Source organism: Herbaspirillum hiltneri N3 (assembly GCF_001267925.1).
GTDB classification, from domain to species: Bacteria; Pseudomonadota; Gammaproteobacteria; order Burkholderiales; family Burkholderiaceae_D; genus Herbaspirillum; species Herbaspirillum hiltneri.
Genome location: NZ_CP011409.1, coordinates 4,072,262 through 4,096,295, shown reverse-complemented (window position 1 = coordinate 4,096,295; position 24,034 = coordinate 4,072,262). Strand labels below are relative to the sequence as shown.

The following is a 24,034-nucleotide window of genomic DNA, read 5'->3' as shown; positions in this document are numbered from 1 at the left end:
TTTGTGATTTATCGCCAGATTCAGCATTATCATCGTTTAAAATGAGAATTATTCTCATGTAATTCACTAGAATGCGCTTCCTTTCAAGCCCCCATCAAGTGAATCTACATGTCCATTTCCTCCTCTCGTTTGCGCCTTCGGCCACTTGCAATTGCAGTCTGTTCCCTTGCGTCGGGGTTTGACCATGCCTGTGCAGCCGATAGCGTCGGAAGCGACGTAGCCAATCTCCCCGCCATTGAAATCCGCAGCAAGCGCAGTCACTACGATCCGCGCCCGGCGTCCGTCCATACCGCCACCAGAACCGATGCCGACGTGCGCGACATTCCGCAGACCGTCAACAGCATCAGGGTGGACGACGTCGCTTCCTACGGCGGGCAGACCCTGGCCGATGCACTCAGCGGCGTGCCCGGCATCTCCAACACTTCCGACACGCGCTTCGATTCATTCCGCATCCGCGGCTTTGCCGGCGCGGGTGACGTGTTCCTCGACGGTGTGCGCGACGATGCGCAATACGTGCGCAGCCTCGGCAACATCGAGCGGGTGGAAGTGCTCAAGGGACCGGCCGCCGTGCTGTACGGACGCGGCAGCGGCGGCGGCGTGATCAATCGCATCAGCAAGCAGCCCGGTCATGACGTGCAAAGCAGCGTCAGGGCGGTTGCAGGCAGCTATGGCCGCATTGGCGCGGCGGCAGATGTGAATCAGGTGTTGTCCGCAGAATGGGCCATGCGCATCAACGCCGGGCGCGACCATGCCGGCAGTTTCCGGAACGGCGTCGACAGCACGCGGCAATACCTGGCGCCGTCGATCAAGTGGGACAACCAGCGCACCAGCTGGCTGCTGCAGCTCGAGCAAGGCGAATTCGAGCGCGTGCCGGATCGCGGCATGCCTGCCGGCCGGCGCGCCAACGGCGCTTATTTCCTGCCGCCGGCCCCTCGGTCCACGACCTATGGCGCGCTCGGCCGCGACTTCATCAAGGACACCAGCACCTACGTCCGTTCGACGTTCGAACACAAGCTCGATGCGCAATGGAAGATCCGCAACGTACTCAGCCAGCTCAATCTCGACAGCCGCTTCGACAACACCTTCGCCGGCAACCTGACCGGCATCGGCAACAGCGGTGTCACGCGTTCGCGCTGGCAACAGGATCTGCAACACCGCAACTGGCAGGGCAATCTGGAACTGGAAGGCAGGCTCGATGCCGGCGGCGTGCAGCACCAACTCCTGTTCGGCGCCGAATATAGCAACGAAAATCGCTATCCGCGGCTATGGCGCGCCAACGCTTCCACGGTGTCGATGATGGCGCCCGACAACCGCCCGGACAACGGCGCCGCGCCCGCTCTCAATACAGACAGCATCCATCGCGCGCGCGGCCATGCGCTGTATGCGCAGGATCAGATCAGCCTGTCGCCGCAGTGGCAATTGCTGGCGGGGCTGCGCTGGGATCATTTCGAAGCGGACTCGCTGAGCCTGCTCAACAACGGCCGCGCGCGGCGTACCACGACGGCGCTCAATCCGCGTCTGGGCGTGGTATGGTCGCCGCTGGCGGCGCACAGTTTCTACGCGTCCTATAGCAAGAACTTCATCCCGCCGGGCGGCGCCGACACCATCAGTCTGAGTACGGCAAGCGCCGGCAGCAACGTCAATGCGCTCGATCCCCAGTTCAGCCGACAGCTCGAAGCCGGCGTCAAGAGCGAATGGTTCGACAAGAAGATCAGCACCACGCTGGCAGTCTTTCAACTCGATCTGTATAACCGCCGCACCCAGGTTTCTTCAAGTCCCGATTTGTTCGTGCTGACCGGGCTGGAACGCAACCGCGGCGTCGAGCTGGGCATCAATGGCCAACTGGCGACGGACTGGTTCATCCGCAGCGGCTTCAGCGTGCAGAAAGCGCGTATTGTTGAAGCGAAGTCGTGCGCAGCCTGCGGCGTCAACGTGCAGGGCAAGCGCTCGGCCGGCGTCTCCAGCGCCAACGGCAGTCTGTTCATCAGCTATGCGCCGGCGCAGGGGTTCTTCGCGGAAACGGGCGTGATCCATGAAGGTTCGCGCTATGTCGACATCGCCAACCAGCTCGACCTGCCGGCCTACACCCGCTGGGACGCCAAGGCCGGCTACCGTTTCCCCCAGGTCGAACTCACGCTGGCCGTCACCAACCTGACCAACCGCAGTTATTACGCGACCTCAACCGGCTTGTCGCAGATTATGCCGGGCACACCGCGCAGCGCTTTGTTGAGTGCGGCCTACAGGTTCTGAACATTGTCGCGCGCAATAAAAAAGCCGCTCCATTCCGGGCGGCTTTTTACGTCGGGATGGCGACGGTCAGTACAGTTTCTGCGATGACTCATGCAGCAATTGCGCGTACAGCTGATGCCGCATCGGCGCGATTTCTCCGCTTTCGACGGCTGCCAGCACGGCGCAACCCGGCTCGGTCAGGTGATGGCAGTTATAGAATTTGCATTTGCCCAGATGTGGCGCGAATTCGCGGAAGGCGCGTTCCAGCATGCCTTCGCTCAACTGGTACAAACCGAATTCCTGAAAACCCGGGGAATCGATCACCGCCGTATCGTCGCTCATCGTATACAGGCGCGTGAAGGTCGTGGTGTGCTTGCCGGTGTCGAGCGCGGCGGAGATTTCGCGCACGGCGATGTCGGCGTCCGGCACGATCAGGTTGATTAGCGACGACTTGCCCATCCCCGACTGGCCGATCAGGATGGTCGACTTGCCCTGCAGGAGCACGAGGAACGCGTCGCGTGTAGCGTCCGGCTCCGCCTGGGCCGAGACTTCGTGGATCGGATAGCCGAGCTTGCGATAGACCTGCAGCCGTTCGCGTGTCTTCGGCAGGGCGGCGACGATGTCGGTTTTATTGAGGACGATATGCGCGTCGACGCCGGCCGACTCCGCCGCGACCAGCGCCCGCGAAATCAGGTCGTCCGTGAACCCTGGTTCCGTCGCCACCACGATGAACAGCTGCGTGACGTTGGCGGCCAGCAGTTTCGATTTGTATTGATCGGAGCGATACAGCAGCGTCTTGCGTTCGCCGATGGATTCGATGACGGCCTGATTCGCCGACGTGCGTTTGAGGTTGACTTTGTCGCCCACCGCGACGTCGCTTTTCTTGCCGCGGGTGACGCATTGCAGTTTCTCTTCGCCGACTTGCGCGAGGTAATGACGGCCATGCGCAGCGATGACGGTGCCGATTTCGACTGTATTTTTACTTGCAGCCATGCTCAGGAAAACGTCTGGTGGAAAATCGCATCCACCTTGGCGGCGCAGATGAAATCGTTGATCGACAAACCGCCGCGTCCTTCGTTGACGCTATGCGTATCGAACTTCGCGACACAGCGGTTGTAGGTCACGACCAGTTCCGGATGATGGTCTTCGGCGTGGATGACGTAGGCGATCGCATTCACGAACGCCAGCGTCTCGTGGTAATCCTGGAAGGAAAACGACTTGACCAGCTTGCCTTGGTCCAGTGCCCATCCCGGCACCAGCGGCAGATACTGCTGGATGCCGGCATCGTCGAGGGCCGCGACCTGATGCTGGCTTTTCTGCGCCAGCAGGGTTTGGGTTGTCAGTGTCATGGCGTGCTCCTTAATGTGCCGCGTTCAGTGTGTCGTGCAGTTTTCCTATCCGCAGCGAGGCGGGCGGATGCGAATCGTAGAAGGCGGAATGCAGCGGATCCGGCGTCAGCGTCGAGGCATTGTCCTCATACAGCTTGACCAGCGCCGACACCAGGTCTTGCGCGTTGGTGTGCCGGGCGGCGAAAGCATCGGCTTCGAACTCGTGCTTGCGCGACGACAGCGACGACAGCGGCGACAGCAGGAAAGTGAAAATCGGCAGCGCCAGCATGAACAGGATCAGCGCCATCGCATCGTTGTTGCCGAACAGCAGCGGATTCACGCCCAGGCCGGTGTAGAACCACGCCTGGCCCTTCAGATAGCCCAGCAGCGCCAGGAAAGCCAGCGAGATGGCGAACATCACGCCGATGCGTTTGACGATGTGCTTGAGTTTGAAATGGCCCAGCTCATGCGCCAGCACTGCTTCGATTTCGTGCGGCGCCAGGCGCGCCAGCAGCGTGTCGAAAAACACGATGCGCTTACCCGCGCCAAAGCCCGAGAAGTAAGCGTTGCCGTGCGCGCTGCGCTTGGAGCCGTCCATGACGAACAAGCCCTTGGAGGCGAAGCCGACGCGCTGCATCAGGCTCTCGATGCGCGCACGCAGGCTGTCGTCGTCGAGCGGCGTGAACTTGTTGAACAGCGGCGCGATCACGGTCGGATACAGCACCAGCATCAGCAGTTGGAAGCCGCTCCACACCAGCCATGCATAGAACCACCATAACGCGCCGGCGCGGTCCATCAGCATCAGGATCACCCACAGCAGCGGCAGCCCGATGGCGGCGCCGATCAGGCCGGTCTTGACGGCGTCGACGAAGAACAGCGTGCGGGTCATCTTGTTGAAACCGAAGCGCGCTTCCAGCACGAACTGGCGGTAATAGTCGAACGGCAAATCAATCAGGCCGGAGATCACCGCGAAGGACGCGATCAGGCACAGCTGGTAAATCATGCCGGGGCCGCCTAGCGATTGCAACAGCAGGTTTGACAGCAGCTGCAGTCCGCCCAGCAGCGTAAAGCCGACCAGCACGGCGGCATTCACCAGCAGGGCAAGGATGCCGAACTTGGTGCGCGCGACGGTGTAGTCGGCTGCTTTTTGATGCGCCGCGAGCGGGATTTTTTCGGCGAATTCAGCCGGCACTGCGCTGCGATGCGCCAGCACGTGGCGGATGTGGCGCGAGCTGAGCCAGAACCGGACAAGCAGGGTCAACAGCAGAAAACCGACAAACAAAACCGAAAACGTGAGTGAATACATTCTTTCCCTGTGCGAAAATGGCGGTCGTCAAGACCGCTCAAAAAAATTCGATGAAGATGGCGAACCGGATGTGCTGAGCGGCCGAATTCAGCAGCACATCAGCTGCACATCAAGCAGAACCTGTAGAAAGAACAATTATGTCACAAGCCACCGACACCAACGCCGCTCCTTATGCTATTCCGGCCCGTCCGAACGAGTTCAACCTGATCTGGGTCGATATGGAAATGACCGGCCTTGATCCGGACAACGACCGCATCATCGAAGTTGCCGTGGTGGTAACAGATCCCGAACTCAACGTGTTGGCCGAAGGCCCGGTGTTCGCGATCCACCAGCCGGACGAAATCCTCGACGGCATGGACGCCTGGAACAAGGGCACGCACGGCCGTTCCGGCCTGATCGAGCGCGTCAAGGCCTCGACCGTGACCGAAGAAGAAGCGTCGGCGGCCCTGATTGCCTTCCTCAAGCCTTTCGTGCCGGCCGGCAAGTCGCCGATGTGCGGCAATTCGATTTGCCAGGACCGCCGCTTCATGGCGCGCGGCATGCCCAAGCTGGAAACCTTCTTCCACTACCGCAACCTCGACGTGTCCACGCTCAAGGAACTGTGCCGCCGCTGGAAGCCTGAACTGGCAAGCGGTTTCAAGAAGCACCAGAAGCACACCGCGCTGGCCGACATCATCGAGTCCATCGAAGAACTGAAGTACTACCGCGAGCATTTCATCAAGGAGTAATCCGCTGATGACCATGCCGACGATGCAAGCGCGAGTGCGGCCGGAGACGGCAGCTTGATCCAGGATCCGCTGTTCTACGCGGCGGCGATCCCTGCGGTGCTGATCGTCGGCATTTCCAAGTCCGGGCTGGGCGGCGGCTCGCTCGGCATCCTCTCCATTCCCATCCTGTCGCTGGTTGCCTCGCCCTCGGTCGGCGCCGCGATCATGCTGCCTTTGCTGATCGCCATGGACATCATGGGGCTGATCACTTTCCGCGGCAAAGGCGACCTGCGCAACCTGCGCATCCTGATTCCCGCAGCGCTGGTCGGCATCGCCATCGGTGCGCTGACCTTCCGTTTCACCTCCGACGCCATGCTGCGCGGCCTCATCGGCATGCTGTCGATCGGCTTCGTGGCGCAGCGCCTGCTCGGTCGCAGCCGCGTGTTGCCGCCGACCCTGCCCAGCGTTGCGCGGGGTTCGGTGTGGGGTGCGATGTCCGGTTTCACCAGCTTCATCGCCAACGCGGGAGGACCGCCGTTCGTGATTTATCTTGCGCCCCAGCAACTCGACAAACTGGTTTTCGTCGGCACCTCGGTAATTTTCTTTTCGGTCATCAATGCGGTGAAAGTCGTGCCGTTCATACTGCTCGGCCTGTTCGACGCACGCAACCTGACAACCTCGCTGGCCTTGCTGCCGCTGGCGCCGGTCGGATATTGGCTGGGCTTGAAACTGCTGATGAAGGTCGACCAGGTGCGCTTCTACCAGATCACGATTGCAGCGCTGTTCGTGGCCGGCTGCAAGCTGCTGTGGGATGCCGCCGGCGCTTATCTCGGATAAGCGCCGGCTTTCAAAAGCTGCCTAGGCCTTGTCGGCGCCGCAGCACTTCTTGTACTTCTTGCCGCTGCCGCATGGGCAGTCGTCATTGCGGCCGGCCTTGGGGCCGTCGCGGCGCACGGTTTCCACCGCCGACTTGCGGTGCGGCAGCCAGTATTTGTAGATGTGCGGAATTGCCGATTCGACCTCCACCGCCAACTTGTGCGTCTTGACCGGATCTTCGACCAGCGCGATTTCTTCCTCTTCCAGTTCGTCCGAGCCGAGCAGGTAAATCGGACGTATCAGCGGGGCCAGGTTGGAATGGAAAATCGGATCCCATTCCTTGGCGCGCATCTGGATGCCTTCCCAGAAACCCCACGACCAGGCTTCGCCGTCGAGCAGGCTCTTGCCCTCGTGTTCGCGTTCGCAGAACAGCGGCTCGTACTCCTTGGGCGCGACTTCCAGCGTGATGGCGATTTCGTTCATGCTGCGTGCGATCAGCCCGGTGATGCGTTCGGCTTCCTTGGGATTCTTGAATTTGGGCGTGTCTTCCGGCTTGCTGCCCCAGACGCGCGGCAGCCATTCGGCCATCAGGATTTCCTGCGGGCCGATCACCAGCGCGGTGAGGAAGCCGTGCAGCGTATCCATGGTCATGGCGTCTTCGGCGCAGCGGTCGGACAGCAGGAAGTCGTCGAGTTCGTCGAACTCTTCGTCGGAGAGAGGTTGGTCGAGTTGCATAGTGGACATCCGTGTTGCGAATAAAACCGCAGTTTAATTGCTATTGGCTTGCGAGGCGAGGATTACCGCAGCTCTTCACGGGCACGTACAATACGGCCATGACCGATTCCACCACCGTATTCAACTTCGCCGGGCTGTCGCCGGATACCGTGCTCGATGCACTCGACAGCGTCGGCCTGTACGGCGACGGTCGCCTGCTGGCGCTCAACAGCTATGAGAACCGGGTCTATCAGGTCGGCATGGAAGAGGGACCGCCGCTGGTGGCGAAGTTCTACCGGCCGCAGCGCTGGAGCGATGAGGCGATTCTGGAAGAACATGCCTTCGTCAACGAGCTGGTCGGTCAGGAAATCCCGGTCGTTCCTGCGATGCAACTCAGCAATGGCCGCAGCCTGCAGGAATTCCAGGGCTTCCGCTTTGCGGCCTTCACGCGTCACGGCGGCCGCGCGCCTGAGCTGGACAACCCCGATACGCTGGAATGGCTGGGCCGCTTCATCGGCCGCATCCATGCGGTCGGCATGCAGCGTCCGTTTGCGTACCGGCCCGCGCTGAACATCGCCACCTTCGGCGAAGAGCCGCGCGATTATCTGCTGGCCAATGATTTCATCCCGATGGATGTGCTGAGTTCGTACAAGAGCACGGTCGATCTGGCGCTCGACGGCGTGCGCCGCTGCTTCGACCGCGCCGGCGACATCCGGCAATTGCGCCTGCACGGCGATTGCCACGTCGGCAATGTCTTGTGGACCGATGCCGGTCCGCATTTCGTCGACTTCGACGACAGCCGCAGCGGTCCGGCGATCCAGGATTTGTGGATGCTGCTGTCGGGCGAGCGCGGCGAGATGGTGCGCCAGCTGTCCGACCTGCTGGCCGGCTACGAGAGCTTCTGCGAATTCGAGCAACGCGAGTTGTACCTGATCGAAGCCTTGCGCACGCTGCGCCTGATCCATTACTCGGCATGGCTGGCGCGACGCTGGGAAGACCCGGCGTTTCCGCAAGCCTTCCCGTGGTTCAATACGCAGCGTTACTGGCAGGACCGGATTCTGGAATTGCGCGAGCAAATCGCGCTGATGGATGAACCGCCCTTGTGGCCTTTATGAAATGAGTGAGAAAGCAATGAGCGTACAACGCTGCGCCTGGGTCAATCTCGACAATCCGCGCTACGTGACTTATCACGATGAAGAATGGGGCGTGCCTTGCCACGACGAGACGCGCCTGTTCGAAATGCTCAACTTGGAAGGCGCACAAGCCGGCCTCAGCTGGGAGACCGTGCTGAACAAGCGCGAGACCTATCGCGCCGCATTCGATCAGTGGAATCCGGAAAAGATCGCGCGCTATACCGACGCCAAGGTCGCCAAACTGCTGGCCGATCCGGGCATCATCCGCAATCGTCTCAAGGTCGCGGCGACCATCACCAATGCGCAAAGCTATCTGCGCCTGCGCGACGACGTCGGCGGCCTCGCTCCTTTCCTGTGGGCGTATGTGGACGGCAAGCCGATCCGCAACAAATGGAAGAATCTGAGCGATGCGCCGGCCAAGACGGCGCTGTCGGACCAGGTGTCCAAAGACCTGCTCAAGCGCGGCTTCAAGTTCGTCGGTTCGACGATCATTTACGCTTACCTGCAAGGCATCGGTATCATTGACGACCACGTCGTCGGCTGCCACTGCCACGGCCGCAAACACAAGCTGCCCAAGTAACACCGCCATATCGGCACGCAATGAAAAAAGCCCGCGCTCAATCAAGAGCGCGGGCTTTTTTTACGATGCAGAACGCTTATACCTCAGTTATACGTCCAGCTGCGAAACGAACTTGGTGTTGACGTACGCTTCGATCGCTTCGGTGCCGCCTTCGGAACCGTAGCCGCTGTCCTTGATGCCGCCGAACGGGACTTCCGGCAAAGCCAAGCCCAGATGGTTGATGGTGATCATGCCGCTTTCGACGCGCGAAGACAGCGCGTGCTTGGTTTGCGCCGACTTGGCGTAGGCGTAGGCAGCCAGGCCGAACGGCAGGCGGTTGGCTTCGGCGATCACTTCGTCGAGCGTGTCGAAGGAATTGATCAGCGCCAGCGGGCCGAACGGTTCTTCATTCATCGCGCGCGCCGACAGCGGCACGTTGGTCAGCACGGTTGGCTCGAAGAAATAACCCTTGTCGCCCACGCGCTTGCCGCCGAAACGCAGTTGCGCACCTTGTTCAACAGCGTCGCTGATCAACGCTTCCAGTGCCGCGATGCGGCGCTTGTTGGCGACCGGACCCATGGTGGTGCCGGCGACCGTGCCGTCGCCCACCTTGAGCTGGCTGGCGGCGGTGATGAACTTGTCGACGAAGGCATCGAACACATTCTTTTGCACCAGGAAGCGGGTCGGCGACACGCACACCTGGCCGGCATTGCGGAACTTGGCCATCGCCAGTTGCTTGGCGGCGGCGTCGATGTCCGCGTCGTCGAACACGATGGCCGGCGCGTGGCCGCCCAGCTCCATCGTGGCGCGCTTCATGTGGGTGCCCGCCAGTGCGGCCAGCTGCTTGCCGACCGGGGTGGAACCGGTGAAGGAAATCTTCTTGATGATCGGATGCGGGATCAGGTATTCGGAGATTTCCGACGGCACTCCATAGACCAGGTTGACCACGCCGTCAGGGATGCCGGCGTCGGCAAACGCGCGGATCAGTTCGGCCGGTGAGGCCGGGGTTTCTTCCGGCGCCTTGACGATGATGGAGCAGCCTGCAGCCAGCGCCGCGGACAGCTTGCGCACGACCTGGTTGAGGGGGAAGTTCCAGGGCGTAAACGCCGCCACCGGACCGACCGGCTCCTTGATCACCATCTGATAGGCGTTCGGCACGCGCGCCGGCACCAGGCGGCCGTAGGTGCGGCGGGCTTCTTCGGCGAACCAGTCGATGGTGTCGGCAGCGCCCAGGGTTTCCGCCTTGGCTTCCGCCAGCGGCTTGCCCTGTTCCAGCGTCATCAGCAGCGCCACTTCATCGGCGCGTTCGCGCAGGATGTTGGCGGCCTTGCGCATGATCTTGGAGCGCTCGAAAGCGGATGTCTTGCGCCAGGTGTCAAAACCTTTTTGAGCGGCATCCAGCGCAGCGTCGAGGTCTTGCTTGTTGGCGTGGGCGATGTGGCCGATGACTTCTTCGGTGGCAGGATTGACGACCGGAATGGTGCGGTCCGAGACACTGGCAGTCCAGCGACCGTTGATGAAGAGTTGAACGTCTTTGTACATGGATATCTCTTTGCAGATCGGGTGGGTGAAAAGCGTGGACGTAAGGCCGGGTGTTGAATTCATCCGGCGCTGTCTCAATGCGGAAATCGGGAAACGAAATGGCAGGTCTCAGTTATACCACGCCATGCAAAACCGCGCCGGCCGTGCCAGCCGGCGCGTGCAATACATCAGTCCAGGTCGCTGTAGTCAACGTTTTCGCGCAGCGGCGTCTTGCTCGATGCGGCGCGCACGTATTGCGGCGGCCAGGCGATGTTTTCCTTGAGTTCATCGGCGGCGTGCAATGGCCAGTACGGATCGCGCAGCAGCTCGCGCGCCAGCAGTACGAGGTCGGCCTGTTCGGTGCGCAGCACGTGTTCGGCCTGGGTGGCGTCGGTAATCATGCCGACGGTGCCGGTGGCAATTTTGGCTTCGTTGCGCACGCGCGCGGAGAAGGCGGTCTGGTAGCCGGGACCGGTCGGGATGACGGCAGTGGCGACATTGCCGCCGCTGGAGACGTCCACCAGGTCGACGCCGGCTTCGCGCAGCAGGCGCGAGACGGCGACGATGTCGTCCGGTGTCAGGCCGCCGTCGGTCCAGTCGGTGGCCGAGACGCGTACGAACAGCGGCAGGTCGGCCGGCCACACCTTGCGCACGGCGGCAACCACTTCCAGCAGGAAGCGTGCGCGATTCTCCAGCGCACCGCCGTATTGGTCGGTGCGGTGATTGCTTAGCGGCGACAGGAATTCGTGCAGCAGGTAACCGTGTGCGGCATGCACTTCGACCACCTTGAAGCCGGCCTTGAGCGCACGCTGCGCCGCATCCGCAAATGCCTGCACGCGTTCGGCGATGGCGGCGACGCTCAGCTCGACCGGCGCCTTGAACGTGGCGTCGAACGGCAGCGCCGACGGACCGACGGTTTCCCAACCGCCTTCCGCTGCCGGCACGGTGCCGGCTTTGCCTGCCCAAGGACGCCATGCGCTGGCCTTGCGGCCCGCGTGCGCCAGCTGGATGCCGGCGAACGAACCCTGGGTTTCGATGAAGCGCGTGAGGCGCTGCAACGGTTCGATGTGTTCATCTTTCCAGATGCCGACATCTTCCGGCGTGATGCGGCCTTCAGCCAGCACGCCGGCGGCCTCCACGATCACCAGCCCGGCGCCGCCGACGGCGCGGCTGCCCAGATGCACCAGGTGCCAGTCGTTGACGAAGCCGTCCTGTGCGGAGTATTGGCACATCGGCGAGACGACAATGCGGTTGGGCAGGGTCAGTCCGCGCAATGTGAACGGAGAAAACAGTTTGCTGCTCATCGGAAACTCCTGGTTGTACGCGTGGCGCGCCGAGGACATGCGTCGCGCGGATTGAGGAAATGACGGAAAGTGGTTGTTGCCTGAAACCGAAAGTCTATTTTATTTTTTGAAAGCGCGTATGACGTTGCCTGTGCCGGCATCCTGCCGGCGACCAGGCAGCGGGCAAGCTCAATCGGTATTGAACTGCAGCGCCGCCAGGCTGGCGTAGAGACCATTTTGCGCGATCAGTTCGGTATGCGTGCCGGTCTCGACGATGCGGCCGTGTTCCACCACGATGATGCGGTCGGCGCGCTGCACCGTCGCCAGCCGGTGTGCGATGACCAGCGTGGTGCGGCCGACCATGGCTGCTTCCAGTGCGGTCTGGACCAGCCGCTCCGATTCGGCGTCGAGCGCGCTGGTGGCTTCGTCGAGCAGCAGCAACGGCGGATTTTTCAGCAGCGCACGCGCAATCGCGATGCGCTGGCGCTGGCCGCCGGACAGGCGCACGCCGCGTTCGCCGAGGAAGGATTGGTAACCTTGTGGCAGGCGCTCGATGAACTCGTGCGCGGCGGCCATTTTTGCTGCGGCAATGACTTCGTCGTCGCTGGCGTCGGCACGACCGAAGCGGATGTTCTCCAGCGCGTTTTCGGAAAAGATCACGGTGTCCTGCGGCACGATGCCGATGGCGCTGCGCAGTGCCGACAGGGTCAGGAAACGGATATCGACGCCGTCCAGCGTGATCCTGCCCTGTTGCGGATCGTAGAAGCGCAGCAGCAGCTGGAACAGCGTGGTCTTGCCGGCGCCGGACGGACCGACCACGGCAATCGTCTCGCCGGGTTTGATGTCCAGCGACAGATGCATCAGCGCGTTGCTGTCGGGACGCGACGGGTAGTGGAACACCACGTCCTCCAGTTGCAGGGCGGCGCCGTTGGCGGTGCAGGAGGATAAAGATGCGGGCAGTGTCTCCGGCAGCAGCACCGACTGCACCGGCGACTGCGCCGCCAGCAGGTCGAGCAGGCGTTCGGTGGCGCCGGCCGCGCGCTGGGTGTCGCCGAGCACTTCCGACAAGGCACCGATGGAACCGGCCACGAGCGACGCGTACAGGATGAACTGGCCGAGCTGGCCGCCGCTCATGCTGCCTTGCACGACCGCATGCGCGCCCAGCCACAGCACGAACACGATCGCGCCGAAGACCAGCAGGATCGCCATCATGGTCAGTACCGAACGCGCGCGAATGCGCTGCATGGCGGTGTGGAAAGCACGCTCCACCGAGGTGCCGAAACGCCTGGCCTCGATCTCTTCATGCGTGAAGGCCTGCACGGTCGGCATGGCGTTGAGGATTTCGCCGGCCAGCGCCGAGGCGTCGGCCACGCGATCCTGCGATTCGCGCGACAGCTTGCGCACGCGGCGGCCGTAAAACACGATCGGCAGGACCACCGCCGCCAGCATCACGATGATGATGGACGACAGTTTGACGCTGGTGATGAACAGCATGACCATGCCGCCGATGAACAGCAGTCCGTTGCGCAGCGCCATCGAAATGCTGGTTCCCACCAGCGTCTGGATCAGCGTGGTGTCGGTGGTCAGTCGCGACAGCACTTCGCCGGTCTTGGTGGTTTCAAAGAACTGCGGGCTTTGCGTGACGACGTGGGCGTAGACGGCGCTGCGCAGATCTGCAGTGACACGTTCGCCCAGCCACGACACCATGTAGAAGCGCGCTGCGGTCGCCACGCCGAGGATGCAGGCGACGCCGAACAGGGCGAGGAAATACAGATCGATATGCAGCGTGCTGGCCGCGGCGTCGGCGCCTCCGATGCCGCGACTGCCGAAGCCCAGATCGATCATTTGCCGGAACGCATAGGGAATCGCCAATGTCGCCGCGGCAGCCACGATCAGCGCCAGGCCGGCCAGCAGGAATTGGCGCTTGTAGGGTTGCAGGAAGGGGAGCAGGCCGATCAGGGTTTTGATGCTGCCTTTGGCTGGTTCTGGTTTGATGCTTGATGACATGTTGGCAAGATTCTTGATGTTGATGAAGCAACTTTGGCGGCTGGATGTCGGATTTTTTATCGGGTGGTGAACCACGCGATTGATTGCAAGTCGATAGAATGCGTAAGTATATGCACTCGGCAGATAGGCAAGCGGGTGTTTATTTGTATCTGAACGAGCTTGAAATGCGCCGTCTGCGCGCCATATCTGGTTCTTCAATCGCGGTCTAGTGTATTGCATGTGTCGATACCGTGCCGGTCGCGCCTTGGTCGCGCCTCGGTCGCCCCTATATAGTGCCGTTTCAACAAGGAGAGCAAATTGGCTCAAGGATTGTTGCAGGACATGCAGGACGACTGGTCGGAAAACTGTCCCGTCCGGAACGAGTTGCAAGACGGCCTGACGGCTGCCGCCGCAAGCATTTCTCCCAAATATTTTTACGACGCGCTCGGCTCCACCCTGTTCGAGGCGATCTGCGCGCTGCCGGAATACTATCCGACCCGCACCGAAGCGCAGATCTTCGATCAGCATGCCGATGACATCGCCGCGACGGTCGGCAAGGGCGTGACCATGATCGATCTCGGCGCAGGCAATTGCGCCAAGGCGGCGCGCCTGTTCCCGTCGCTGCAGCCGCGCCAGTATGTACCCATCGATATCTCGACGGAATTCCTGCGCGATGCCGTGAGCGGTCTGCGGCAGAAATTCCCGGCGATTCCGATGCAGGAAATCGCCATGGATTTTTCCGCGTCGCTGCAATTGCCGTCGACGGTCGGACGCGAAAATCGTCTCTTCTTCTATCCCGGTTCTTCGCTCGGCAATTTCGCGCCGGACGAGGCGCTGCAATTCCTGCGCCGCATGCGTCACGGCTTGCAATTGGGGGAGGGCGGCGGCGTTTTGCTCGGTATCGACCTGGTCAAGGAAAAAGCCGTACTCGATGCCGCCTACGACGACGCGCTCGGCGTGACCGCGGCGTTCAACCGCAATGCACTGCTGCACGTCAATCGTCTGCTCGGCAGCGATTTTGCGGTCGACGACTGGCAGCATCGCGGTTTCTTCAATCCGGAATTGTCGCGTATCGAGATGCATCTGGAGGCGCGCCGCGACCTGACGGTGACATGGTGCGGCGGCGAGCGGACGTTCCGCCGGGGTGAACGCATCCATACCGAAAACAGCTACAAATTTACGCCGGACGGTTTCAGCGATCTGCTGCGCCAGGCCGGTTTCGGCCAGGCCAGGATGTGGTTCGACCCGCAAAAATGGTTCATGCTGTGTTACGCGCGGCCGGTGTAAGAACGTGTTTACGATCTGTTTAGCGGCAAATCAGGGTCGCGCAGTAAGATCGCAAACACGTTCTAAGAGGAGAGGAGCAGCATGCATAACGAGACGGCCGCATTGACGGCAACGAACGCGGCCATTGCCGATGACTTCCTGCGCACGCGCGAGTATTCGATGATCCTCGCAACGCCCCTGTCCGATGAGGATTGCGGCGCGCAATCGATGCCCGACGCCAGCCCGGTCAAGTGGCACCTGGCGCACACCAGCTGGTTCTTCGAAACCTTCATCCTTGAAGTCTACGAGCCCGATTTCGCGCCGTTTCATCCGGCTTTCCGGGTGCTGTTCAATTCGTACTATGAAGGCGTCGGCGACAAGCATCCGCGCCCGCAGCGTGGCATGCTGACGCGCCCGTCGCTGGCCGAGATCCGCGCGTATCGCGCCAACGTCGACCTGCGCATGCAGGCTTTGCTGCTGTCGGATATCTGCGATGACAATTGCCTGCGCCTGCTGGAACTGGGCATGCAGCACGAGCAGCAGCATCAGGAACTGATCCTCACCGATGTCAAGCACCTGCTGTCGCTCAATCCGCTGAAGCCGGCCTACCTGCCGCGCGCCTTGCAGGCCATGCCGGTGCAGACCGAGCTGGAGTGGAATACCTTCGACGCCGGCGTGGTGGAAATCGGCTACCGGAACGGCGGATTCTGTTTCGACAACGAGCTGCCGTCGCATCGCCAGTTCGTCGAATCGTTCGCGATCGGGTCGCGCCTGATCAGCAATATCGAATACCTGATGTTCGTTGAGCAGGGCGGCTACGAGAATCCCGCTTACTGGCTGTCGGCCGGCTGGGACTGGCGCAGCAGTAATCAGATCGCGCATCCGCTGTATTGGCAGCGTCAGGATGATGGCGCCTGGCGCGAGTTCACGCTGCATGGCATGCTGCCACTGGACCCGCATGCGGCGGTGCTGCATTTGTCCTATTACGAGGCCGATGCGTTCGCGCGTTGGGCCGGTGCGCGTTTACCGACCGAAGCGGAGTGGGAATATGCCGTCGGCGAGTTGGGCAACGAGGGCCGGCAGTTCTTCGGTACGGCCTGGCAGTGGACCTCGAGCAGCTATGCGCCGTATCCGGGATATGCGATTCCCGACGGCGCGGTGGGCGAGTACAACGGCAAGTTCATGGTCAATCAGTATGTCCTGCGCGGCTCGTCGGGTGCAACACCGCTCGGACATTCGCGCGCGAGCTACCGCAACTTTTTCCCGGCTACGGCGTGCTGGCAGTACAGCGGCATTCGGCTGGCGCGATCGCTGTGAAAAATCCTCTGCGACACAAAGCAAAAAAGAAAGCAAAAAAGCCGCCGGTTGGATAAACCGGCGGCTTTTTTTTGCGTGACCCGAATCAGGCTGCTTTCGCTTTTGGCGAAGAAGACTGATTTGCGCTCTGGTCGATCGCGATCTGGCGATTGACGGCGCTGAGGACGGCCTTGAACGAGGCGGTGACGATGTTGGCGTCGATGCCTACGCCGAAGCCGGTCGGCGCTTCGTTCAGGCGCAGTTCGATGTAGCTGGCGGCTTGCGCGTTGGCGCCGGCGCCGATGGCGTGTTCGTGGAAATCCATCAGTTTGATGTCCAGCCCCAGCGCATTGACGAAGGCGTCGATCGGACCGTTGCCGGTGCCGCGCACGGTGGTTTTCTCGCCGTTGCGCTCGATGTCGACTTCGATCCTGATCGATTCTTCATGCGAGGTGTCTTCCGACATGCGGTGCGCGCGATAGACGTAGGGCGCGCTGCGGTCCAGGTACTCGCTCTTGAAGATCGTGTAGATATCGGTGGCGACGATTTCCTTGCCGCTGGCGTCCGCTTCGCGCTGGATGGCGCGGCTGAACTCGATCTGCAGGCGGCGCGGCAGGGCCAGGCCGTATTCCTGTTCCAGCAGGTAGGCCATGCCGCCCTTGCCGGACTGGCTGTTGACACGGATCACGGCGTCGTAGCTGCGGCCCAGGTCGGCCGGGTCGATCGGCAGGTAAGGCACTTCCCAGATGGCGTCCGCTTGCTGCTTGGCGAAACCCTTCTTGATCGCGTCCTGGTGCGAGCCGGAGAAGGCGGTGAACACCAGGTCGCCGACGTAAGGATGGCGCGGGTGGACCGGGATCTGGTTGCACTCTTCCACGCATTGACGCACGGTGTCGATGTCGGAGAAGTCCAGGCCGGGGTGGACGCCTTGCGTGTACAGGTTCAGCGCCAGCGTGACCAGGTCGACGTTGCCGGTGCGTTCACCGTTGCCGAACAGGCAGCCTTCGACGCGGTCGGCGCCGGCCATGACGGCCAGTTCGGCGGAGGCGACGGCGGTGCCGCGGTCGTTATGCGGGTGCACCGAGATGATGGTCGACGAGCGGTATTTCAGGTTGCGGCACATCCATTCGATCTGGTCGGCATAGACGTTCGGTGTGCTGCATTCGACGGTCGACGGCAGGTTCAGGATGACCTTGCGTTCCGGCGTGGCGCCCCAGGTTTCGCAGACGGCGTCGCAGATTTCCTTGGAGAAGTCGAGCTCGGTGGTGCTGAAGGACTCAGGCGAATACTCGTAGCGCCATTGGGTTTCCGGACGGGCGTCGGTGAGTTCCTTGACCAGCTGGGTGCCGGTGACGGCGATGTTCTTGATTTCGTCGCGCGACATGTTGAAGACGATCTTGCGGAACGCCGGTGCGACCGAGTTGTACAAGTGCACGATGGCTTGCTTGGCGCCGGCCAGCGAATCGATGGTGCGGCGGATCAGTTCTTCGCGCGACTGGGTCAGCACGATGATGGTGACGTCGTCGGGGATGCGGTTCTCTTCGATCAGCTTGCGCACGAAGTCGAAGTCGGTTTGCGAAGCGGACGGGAAGCCGACTTCGATTTCCTTCAGGCCGATTTGCAGGAGCATTTCAAAGAAGCGCAGCTTGCGTTCCGGGCTCATTGGTTCGATCAGCGCCTGGTTGCCGTCGCGCAGGTCGGTGCTCATCCAGATCGGCGGCTTGGAAATGAACTGATTGGGCCAGGTGCGATCAGACAACGGGATCGTCGGGAATGCGCGGTATTTTGCTGCCGGGTTGCTTAACATCATGGTGGAACCTCTTTAATTTGTCACTGCTGTGGAACAGGGAAATTCATTCGATGTGGCTGGAGAAAAGGGCCGCCTGACTGCCACTAACGCAAGGCCAGGCGACCGATCGGTAGCTTTAGCGGTAGCAGCGCCGACGCACATGCAGCGATTTTCGCGGCGATCAAATCGCCGGAAATCAGGAATGCAGTGATGGACGTGAAATGCATGGCCGGCTTTTCAGGAAAAATTTACAACTTTTTAATTGTGCCGCCATGTGCGCCTGAATACCCATTTCGGATGATTGTCAGACCATGACCAGCGAGGAAACTGCAAAACTACAGGGAGAAACCGGGGAGAAGCTCAGATCAGCGCGAAGCTGGTAGTAGCGTCACTAGTAGCAACGCTAGCAGGGCGCCAGCGAAGTGCGATAGTGTCAGGGAGAATTGTGTTGCGGAGTTCATTCGGCCACTTTAGAAGATTGCCGTTTGAATTGTCAAGCTTTATCTTCCCGATGACGGCCAATTCCACCCAATTCCGCCGAATGTGCCCGGAAAGCGAGCCGATCTAGTCATTTTTTGTTGTTAGAATCCAAGTTTTCCTAATTAACCGATAAGTCATCAATTTGAGCCTTTCACCTTCTCCATGCAAGAGCGCCCCGACCTGATCGTTTGCGAAGAGTGCGACGCGGTGCATCGCCGGCCGGTGCTTGCGCATGCCGAAGTCGCCCGCTGCCTGCGCTGCGACGCCGAGCTCGAGCGCGACACCGGCAGCCGCTTTGAGCGCTTGCTGCCGCTGACTGTGGCCAGCCTGATCATGTTCGTGATCGCCAACAGCTTTCCCATCGTGCAGATCGAACTCCAGGGGCTGACCAGCAAAACCACGCTGTTCGGCGCGGTGATGGTGCTCAACACCGAAGGCATGTCGCTGGTGGCGATGCTGGTGCTGTCCACCACGATCCTGTTCCCGCTGGTGCAGATGCTGGTGCTGGTTTATCTGTTGCTGCCGGCCGCGCATGATGTACGCCGCCCGGGCGTGAAGATACTCTTGCGCCTGATGCAGGTCGTGCGCCCCTGGGGCATGGTCGAGGTATTCCTGCTCGGCGTGCTGGTGGCGCTGGTGAAGCTGTCCAACATGGCGGCCGTGCTGCCTGGCGTGGCATTGTGGGCGTTCGGTGCGCTGACTGTCCTGCTGACGGTCGTGGTGTCGTTCAATCCGCGCTACCTGTGGCGGATTCTGGTCAGCGAACGCAGCAGCAGCGGGGAGCCGGTACGATGAGCGCGGCTACGCACGAGGCCGGTGTCAACGGCGTCAATGACGCGCCGGCGCGGGATGTTGCCGCTCCCCGCCTCGACAGCGCCATCGCCACCGATATTTTCCCTTGCCATCATTGCGGCACGGTCTGGCAGGGCGCGCAGCAGGACGAGCAATGCGAAGTCTGCCACGCGCCGCTGCACCGGCGCCGCATCGACAGTCTCAATCGCACCTGGGCGTTCCTGATCGCCGCCTGCATCATGTACATCCCGGCCAACATGATGCCGGTGATGATCACCTCGACGCTGCTCGACGAGCAGCGCGACACCATCATGAGCGGCATCATCTATTTCTGGGTGTCGGGATCATGGGAGCTGGCCATCGTGGTGTTCGTCGCCAGTTTCATGGTGCCGCTGTTCAAGCTGGTGGCGCTGATCATCCTCACCGTCAGCGCGCGCCGCCGAAGCAGTTGGCAGCGTTTGCAGCGCGCCAAGCTGTACCGCGTCGTTGAAACCATCGGCCGCTGGTCGATGCTGGATGTCTTCGTGGTGTCGCTGCTGACGGGACTGGTGCAGATAGAAGGATTCGCCCGGATCACCGCAGGTATCGGCGTGGCGGCGTTCGGCTCGGTAGTGGTGCTTACCATGCTGGCGTCGCTGAGCTTCGATCCGCGGCTGATCTGGGATGAGGCCGAGTCGGAAGCAGATTCGGAAGCCGATTCGGAGGCCGGGCCGGCCGCAGAGAGAGAGCAACAAGAAAAGGATAGCAATGACTGAACCAACGACGCCCACATCGCCACCGAACCGGCCGGAACCAAGGCGCGAACGCCGGCGCAACTGGCTGCCTTCGCTGGTCTGGCTGATTCCCATCGTCGCCGCCGTGGTCGGCCTGACGCTGGTGGCCAAGATCCTGGTCGAACGCGGCCCGGTCATCACCATCAGTTTCATCTCGGCCGAGGGCCTCGAGGCAGGCAAGACCAAGGTCAAGTACAAGGATGTCGACATCGGCCAGGTGCAGTCGATCACGCTCAGCAAGGATCGCTCGCACGTGGTCACCACGGTGCAGCTGACCAAGGAGGCGGAAAGCTTCACCGCCGACGACACGCGTTTCTGGGTAGTGCGTCCGCGCGTGGCGGCATCGGGCATTTCGGGATTGAATACACTGCTGTCGGGCGCGTACATCGGCGCCGACGCCGGCAAGTCGGAAGAAACCAAGAAGGAATTCGCCGGCCTCGAGCAACCGCCCATCATCACGCGCGACACCTCGGGCAAGCAGTTCGTGCTGCATGCCTCCGATCTCGGCTCGGTCGACATCGGCTCGCCGGTGTTCTACCGCCGCATCAAGGTCGGCCAGGTCGCGGCCTATGACCTCGACCAGGATGGCCGCGGCGTGACGCTGCGCATTTTCATCAATGCACCCTACGACAAGTTCGTCGGCATCAGTTCGCGCTTCTGGCACGCCAGCGGTTTCGACATGCAGATCAACGCCAGCGGCTTCAAGCTGCATACCCAATCGCTGGCGACGGTGGTGCTCGGCGGCATTGCGTTCAAGAGCATCGACGATCTCGATTCGCCGGCGCCCGCCAGGGAAAATACCAGCTTCCGGCTGGCCGAAGACGAAGCCGCCGCAATGAAGGAGCCGGACGGCCGCTCGCAAACCGTGCTGCTGTATTTCAACCAGTCCCTGCGCGGCCTCGAGCCGGGTGCGGCGGTGGACTTCCGCGGCGTGGTGCTGGGCGAGGTCAAATCGATCGGCATCGAATACAACGACAAGACCCGCGAGTTCGTGATGCCGGTGGTGGTGGAGCTGTATCCCGACCGCCTTGGCCGCAAGTTCAACGAGCAACAGGAATCGCGCTATACGCCACGTCAACGCCTGAAGTATCTGGTCTCGCGCGGCCTGCGCGCGCAATTGCGCAGCGGCAGCCTGTTGACCGGGCAGGTGTACGTGGCGCTCGACTTCTTCCCGAATGCGGCGCCGGCGCAGATCGATATCGACAGGACGCCGCTGGTGTTCCCGACCATACCGAACAGCCTCGACGAGATCCAGAACCAGATCGGCGACATCACGCGCAAGCTCAGCAAGGTGCCGTTCGACAAGATCGGCGACGACCTGCGCAAGACGCTGGCGACGCTCAACCGCACCCTCACCGGCGCCGAGCAGACCATGAACAAGATCAACAACGACGTCGCACCGGAAATCACCGCCGCCATGCGCGATGCGCGCAAGACGCTCAGCGCCGCCGAACGGACCTTGTCCGAAGATGCGCCGTTGCAGCAGGACGTGCGCCAGACCATGCAGGAGTTGTCGCGCGCGGCGGCGTCGATTCGCGTGTTGACCGATTATTTGCAGCAGCATCCGGAATCGCTGATTCGCGGCAAGCAGGAGGATAAATAATGCAGCGCAGTGTCACTTTCATTTCGTTGGCGGCGGCAGCGCTGCTGCTGAGCGCCTGCGCTTCGGCGCCGACGCGTTTCTATACGCTGGCGGATACGGCCGCACCTGCCACGGCCGCAGCCAGAGCGATCCCGACCGGACAGACCTACATCGAAGTCGCCCCGGTCGCCGTGCCGGAACGCCTGGCGCGACCGCAGATCGTGGTGCGCACCGACGCCACGCGCGTGGATATTCTGGAACAGGACCGGTGGTCCGCGCCGTTCAACAACGAGTTGCGCGACGCGTTGGCAAGCGGCGTGGCAAACCGGCTCGGTGCGGTCGACGTGACGCGTGGCGGCCGTCCCGTCAACCAGCCGGTCTATCGCATCGTGGTCGAATTGCGCCAGCTCGACGCGGTCAAGGGCGGCAAGGTCGATGCCGCTTTCGGCTGGACCATCACGCGCAGCGACAATAGCAGCAGCGCGGTGTGCCGCCTGACGGTGGTGGAGCCGGCAGCAGGACTGGGCGTTGACGGCGTGGTGCAAGGCATGCAGCGCGCAGTGGCGAATGCGGCCGACGCGATTGCAGCCGATGTGACGGCATTGCGGGCAGGGAAGACCGGCGTCTGCAGCAGCTGATTGCCTGATTTGTCCGTTCGAAAATGACAAAGGCCGCTTCAATGAAGCGGCCTTTTATTTTGGCGTGCCCGGCATATTCACCGGCACGCTCAGTTCTTACTGCGGATCAGCGATCGCCGTACGAGCGACGTGCGCCGCCGTCGGAGCGTGCGCCGGCGCCCTTGTAGCCGCCGCCGTCCTTGCGCGGACCGCCGCTGCCGGCAGGTTTGCCGCCGAAGCTGCGACCGCCGCCATTGCCATTGCCGCTACCGGCCGGACGCGCCGGACCGCTGCGGTTGTCGCCTGGACGCCAGCCGCCCGGCTTGCGCGCGCTGCGTGCAGGCGCTGCCGTCTTCTTCGGCTCGTAGCCTTCAACGATGTCGACGGGAATCGGTTGCTTGGTGAAGCGTTCGATACGTTTGACGTGCATGCCTTCAGCATGGTTGACCAGCGAGACGGCCACGCCATTACGGCCGGCACGACCGGTGCGGCCGATACGGTGAACGTAATCTTCCGGGAACTTCGGCAGATCGTAATTGAACACGTGGGTGATGCCTGGCACATCGATGCCGCGAGCAGCAACGTCGGTTGCCACCAGCACGCGCACCTGGCCGCGGCGCATGCCGTCCAGTGTGCGGTTGCGTGCGCCCTGGTGCATGTCGCCATGCAGTGCGGCGGCGGCGAAACCGGCGATGTTCAGACGGTCGGCGATGGTGTCGGCGTCACGCTTGGTGGCGGTGAAGACAACAGCCTGGTCCATGGTGACGTCGCGCAGCAGGAAGTCGAGCAGGCGATTCTTGTGCGACAGGTCGTCGACGAAGTGAACGCGCTGGGCGATGTTTTCATGCTTGGTGGCGGAACCGGCGATCTGGATGATCTGCGGTGCATTGGTGATGCGCTTGGCCATGTTGCCGACGACGCCATCCAGCGTTGCCGAGAACAGCATGGTTTGACGCGTTGCCGGTGTTGCAGCGACGATCTTTTCGATGTCTTCGATGAAACCCATGTCGAGCATGCGGTCGGCTTCGTCCAGGACCAGGATTTCCAGTTCGGAGAAATCGATCTTGCCCGAATCCATATGGTCGATCAGGCGGCCAGGTGTCGCCACCAGGATTTCAGGATTGCGCGACAGCAATTGCATCTGTTTCGGGTAAGGCATGCCGCCCAGGATCGACACGGCCTTCAGGCGGCGCATGTGGGCGCAGTACTTGTCGGTGGCGGTGGTCACTTGCAGGGCCAGTTCGCGGGTCGGGGTCAGCACCAGCATCTTCGGCTGTGCAGCACGGAAACGCGGACGTTCGCCGCGCGCCTTGGCGGCTTGCGCTTCCTGGTTGGGAGTCTTGGCGCCGGCAGCGGCAGGCGCCATCGAGGCGAATTTATGCAGCGACGGCAGCATGAACGCTGCGGTCTTGCCGGAGCCGGTCTGCGACGACACCAGCAGATCCTTGCCGGCGATGGCCGCAGGGATAGCCTGTTCCTGGACCGGAGTCGGCGCGGTGTAGCCGGAGTCGGTCAAGGCTTTGATGATCGATGGGTGCAGGCCTAGTGTTTCAAAAGTCATGTTTTCTTTCGTTTAGTATGAGCGCCAGACAAATGCAATGCAGCGCAACGATGGCGTCGGATTGACCGAGCACAGCGAGCGCACAGCAAATGCGGTGAACGCAAAAAAGCAACGCCAACCAACGAAATGACTATGAAAAACAAAGAAATTTCGGCACAAAAGCTTTGCGCCGGGACGGTGTCACTTAGAAAGTAAGGACACTCAAGGCGGGAGGGCTTTTACTACGTACTGTCGACTGTCTAGCGCGACAATTAGGGCTTGCGAAGCTACTGAGTAATCCAGCCAGTGGACCGGAG

General features: G+C 61.8%; 20 protein-coding genes. 11 read left to right on the top strand and 9 right to left on the bottom strand.

Annotation, left to right across the window (positions count from 1 at the left end):
* The first annotated feature begins 108 nt into the window (after nt 1-108).
* Nucleotides 109-2,250 carry a TonB-dependent receptor gene (locus F506_RS18555; RefSeq protein WP_053199879.1) on the top strand — a complete coding sequence of 714 codons (2,142 nt, stop codon included), beginning with the start codon at nt 109-111 and terminating at the stop codon, nt 2,248-2,250.
* A 66-nt stretch (nt 2,251-2,316) separates the two neighbouring features.
* On the opposite strand, the gene rsgA is transcribed toward F506_RS18555, so the two are convergent.
* From rsgA to F506_RS18540, 3 genes are read right to left on the bottom strand one after another with little or no spacing between them, the layout of a single operon-like run.
* Entirely contained in the window at nt 2,317-3,222 is a 906-nt protein-coding gene (gene rsgA / locus F506_RS18550) for a ribosome small subunit-dependent GTPase A (RefSeq protein ID WP_053199877.1), read from the bottom strand.
* Between the two features lie 2 nt (nt 3,223-3,224).
* Nucleotides 3,225-3,578, bottom strand: coding sequence for a 4a-hydroxytetrahydrobiopterin dehydratase (locus F506_RS18545; RefSeq protein WP_053199876.1), 354 nt, complete (start codon nt 3,576-3,578; stop codon nt 3,225-3,227).
* 10 nt (nt 3,579-3,588) lie between these two features.
* Entirely contained in the window at nt 3,589-4,863 is a 1,275-nt protein-coding gene (locus tag F506_RS18540) for a M48 family metallopeptidase (RefSeq protein WP_053199874.1), read from the bottom strand.
* 137 nt (nt 4,864-5,000) lie between these two features.
* Between F506_RS18540 and orn the strand changes: the two genes are divergently transcribed.
* Both orn and F506_RS18530 read left to right on the top strand, forming a co-directional pair.
* Nucleotides 5,001-5,591, top strand: coding sequence for an oligoribonuclease (gene orn / locus F506_RS18535; protein ID WP_053199873.1), 591 nt, complete (start codon nt 5,001-5,003; stop codon nt 5,589-5,591).
* A 54-nt stretch (nt 5,592-5,645) separates the two neighbouring features.
* Nucleotides 5,646-6,407 carry a sulfite exporter TauE/SafE family protein gene (locus tag F506_RS18530; RefSeq protein WP_053199871.1) on the top strand — a complete coding sequence of 254 codons (762 nt, stop codon included), beginning with the start codon at nt 5,646-5,648 and terminating at the stop codon, nt 6,405-6,407.
* Nucleotides 6,408-6,428: 21 nt separating this feature from the next.
* Here F506_RS18530 and F506_RS18525 read toward each other — a convergent pair whose 3' ends face one another.
* Nucleotides 6,429-7,121 carry a UPF0149 family protein gene (locus F506_RS18525; RefSeq protein WP_053199869.1) on the bottom strand — a complete coding sequence of 231 codons (693 nt, stop codon included), beginning with the start codon at nt 7,119-7,121 and terminating at the stop codon, nt 6,429-6,431.
* A gap of 98 nt (nt 7,122-7,219) precedes the next feature.
* Here F506_RS18525 and F506_RS18520 point away from each other — a divergent pair, with 98 nt between their 5' ends.
* The gene (locus tag F506_RS18520) at nt 7,220-8,215 is read left to right on the top strand and encodes a serine/threonine protein kinase (RefSeq protein ID WP_053199867.1); all 996 of its coding nucleotides are present in this window, start codon (nt 7,220-7,222) and stop codon (nt 8,213-8,215) included.
* Nucleotides 8,216-8,231: 16 nt separating this feature from the next.
* Nucleotides 8,232-8,813, top strand: coding sequence for a DNA-3-methyladenine glycosylase I (locus tag F506_RS18515; protein ID WP_053199865.1), 582 nt, complete (start codon nt 8,232-8,234; stop codon nt 8,811-8,813).
* Between the two features lie 87 nt (nt 8,814-8,900).
* On the opposite strand, the gene F506_RS18510 is transcribed toward F506_RS18515, so the two are convergent.
* From F506_RS18510 to F506_RS18500, 3 genes are all read right to left on the bottom strand, one after another.
* Entirely contained in the window at nt 8,901-10,334 is a 1,434-nt protein-coding gene (locus tag F506_RS18510) for an NAD-dependent succinate-semialdehyde dehydrogenase (protein ID WP_053199864.1), read from the bottom strand.
* A gap of 167 nt (nt 10,335-10,501) precedes the next feature.
* Complete coding sequence (gene namA, locus F506_RS18505; RefSeq protein ID WP_053199862.1) at nt 10,502-11,617, bottom strand: NADPH dehydrogenase NamA; 1,116 nt, start codon at nt 11,615-11,617, stop codon at nt 10,502-10,504.
* A 168-nt stretch (nt 11,618-11,785) separates the two neighbouring features.
* Nucleotides 11,786-13,603, bottom strand: coding sequence for an ABC transporter transmembrane domain-containing protein (locus F506_RS18500; protein ID WP_144424099.1), 1,818 nt, complete (start codon nt 13,601-13,603; stop codon nt 11,786-11,788).
* A 297-nt stretch (nt 13,604-13,900) separates the two neighbouring features.
* On the opposite strand from F506_RS18500, the gene egtD reads away from it, so the two are divergent.
* Both egtD and egtB read left to right on the top strand, forming a co-directional pair.
* Nucleotides 13,901-14,869: an L-histidine N(alpha)-methyltransferase gene (gene egtD / locus F506_RS18495; protein WP_407638190.1), complete on the top strand. Its 969-nt coding sequence runs from the start codon at nt 13,901-13,903 to the stop codon at nt 14,867-14,869.
* Nucleotides 14,870-14,950: 81 nt separating this feature from the next.
* Nucleotides 14,951-16,165, top strand: a complete 1,215-nt coding sequence (gene egtB, locus F506_RS18490) for an ergothioneine biosynthesis protein EgtB (RefSeq protein WP_083458033.1) — start codon at nt 14,951-14,953, stop codon at nt 16,163-16,165.
* An 85-nt stretch (nt 16,166-16,250) separates the two neighbouring features.
* Here egtB and leuA read toward each other — a convergent pair whose 3' ends face one another.
* A complete protein-coding gene (gene leuA, locus F506_RS18485; protein ID WP_053199860.1) occupies nt 16,251-17,954 on the bottom strand; it encodes a 2-isopropylmalate synthase in 1,704 nt (567 codons plus the stop codon).
* A gap of 621 nt (nt 17,955-18,575) precedes the next feature.
* Here leuA and F506_RS18480 point away from each other — a divergent pair.
* From F506_RS18480 to F506_RS18465, 4 genes are read left to right on the top strand one after another with little or no spacing between them, the layout of a single operon-like run.
* Nucleotides 18,576-19,208: a paraquat-inducible protein A gene (locus tag F506_RS18480; RefSeq protein ID WP_053199858.1), complete on the top strand. Its 633-nt coding sequence runs from the start codon at nt 18,576-18,578 to the stop codon at nt 19,206-19,208.
* Nucleotides 19,205-19,960 carry a paraquat-inducible protein A gene (locus F506_RS18475; RefSeq protein ID WP_053199855.1) on the top strand — a complete coding sequence of 252 codons (756 nt, stop codon included), beginning with the start codon at nt 19,205-19,207 and terminating at the stop codon, nt 19,958-19,960. The genes F506_RS18480 and F506_RS18475 overlap by 4 nt, the downstream gene beginning before the upstream one ends.
* Nucleotides 19,953-21,581 (top strand): PqiB family protein, encoded by a 1,629-nt coding sequence (locus F506_RS18470; protein ID WP_053199853.1) that lies wholly within the window; start codon nt 19,953-19,955, stop codon nt 21,579-21,581. Before F506_RS18475 ends, F506_RS18470 begins: the two co-directional genes overlap by 8 nt.
* Nucleotides 21,581-22,198, top strand: coding sequence for a PqiC family protein (locus F506_RS18465; RefSeq protein ID WP_083458031.1), 618 nt, complete (start codon nt 21,581-21,583; stop codon nt 22,196-22,198). Before F506_RS18470 ends, F506_RS18465 begins: the two co-directional genes overlap by 1 nt.
* 106 nt (nt 22,199-22,304) lie before the next feature.
* On the opposite strand, the gene F506_RS18460 is transcribed toward F506_RS18465, so the two are convergent.
* Nucleotides 22,305-23,738 (bottom strand): DEAD/DEAH box helicase, encoded by a 1,434-nt coding sequence (locus F506_RS18460; protein ID WP_053199849.1) that lies wholly within the window; start codon nt 23,736-23,738, stop codon nt 22,305-22,307.
* Between the last annotated feature and the right edge of the window lie 296 nt (nt 23,739-24,034).

What these genes read in the sequence shown, in the direction of transcription:
- F506_RS18460 (WP_053199849.1), bottom strand. Translation starts at nt 23,738, where the DNA reads ATGACTTTTGAAACACTAGGCCTGCACCCATCGATCATCAAAGCCTTG.
- F506_RS18525 (WP_053199869.1), bottom strand. Translation starts at nt 7,121, where the DNA reads ATGCAACTCGACCAACCTCTCTCCGACGAAGAGTTCGACGAACTCGAC.
- F506_RS18475 (WP_053199855.1), top strand. Translation starts at nt 19,205, where the DNA reads ATGAGCGCGGCTACGCACGAGGCCGGTGTCAACGGCGTCAATGACGCG.
- F506_RS18540 (WP_053199874.1), bottom strand. Translation starts at nt 4,863, where the DNA reads ATGTATTCACTCACGTTTTCGGTTTTGTTTGTCGGTTTTCTGCTGTTG.
- rsgA (WP_053199877.1), bottom strand. Translation starts at nt 3,222, where the DNA reads ATGGCTGCAAGTAAAAATACAGTCGAAATCGGCACCGTCATCGCTGCG.
- namA (WP_053199862.1), bottom strand. Translation starts at nt 11,617, where the DNA reads ATGAGCAGCAAACTGTTTTCTCCGTTCACATTGCGCGGACTGACCCTG.
- F506_RS18555 (WP_053199879.1), top strand. Translation starts at nt 109, where the DNA reads ATGTCCATTTCCTCCTCTCGTTTGCGCCTTCGGCCACTTGCAATTGCA.
- F506_RS18515 (WP_053199865.1), top strand. Translation starts at nt 8,232, where the DNA reads ATGAGCGTACAACGCTGCGCCTGGGTCAATCTCGACAATCCGCGCTAC.
- F506_RS18480 (WP_053199858.1), top strand. Translation starts at nt 18,576, where the DNA reads ATGCAAGAGCGCCCCGACCTGATCGTTTGCGAAGAGTGCGACGCGGTG.
- F506_RS18510 (WP_053199864.1), bottom strand. Translation starts at nt 10,334, where the DNA reads ATGTACAAAGACGTTCAACTCTTCATCAACGGTCGCTGGACTGCCAGT.
- F506_RS18470 (WP_053199853.1), top strand. Translation starts at nt 19,953, where the DNA reads ATGACTGAACCAACGACGCCCACATCGCCACCGAACCGGCCGGAACCA.
- egtB (WP_083458033.1), top strand. Translation starts at nt 14,951, where the DNA reads ATGCATAACGAGACGGCCGCATTGACGGCAACGAACGCGGCCATTGCC.
- orn (WP_053199873.1), top strand. Translation starts at nt 5,001, where the DNA reads ATGTCACAAGCCACCGACACCAACGCCGCTCCTTATGCTATTCCGGCC.
- F506_RS18500 (WP_144424099.1), bottom strand. Translation starts at nt 13,603, where the DNA reads ATGTCATCAAGCATCAAACCAGAACCAGCCAAAGGCAGCATCAAAACC.
- F506_RS18465 (WP_083458031.1), top strand. Translation starts at nt 21,581, where the DNA reads ATGCAGCGCAGTGTCACTTTCATTTCGTTGGCGGCGGCAGCGCTGCTG.
- F506_RS18545 (WP_053199876.1), bottom strand. Translation starts at nt 3,578, where the DNA reads ATGACACTGACAACCCAAACCCTGCTGGCGCAGAAAAGCCAGCATCAG.
- F506_RS18520 (WP_053199867.1), top strand. Translation starts at nt 7,220, where the DNA reads ATGACCGATTCCACCACCGTATTCAACTTCGCCGGGCTGTCGCCGGAT.
- leuA (WP_053199860.1), bottom strand. Translation starts at nt 17,954, where the DNA reads ATGATGTTAAGCAACCCGGCAGCAAAATACCGCGCATTCCCGACGATC.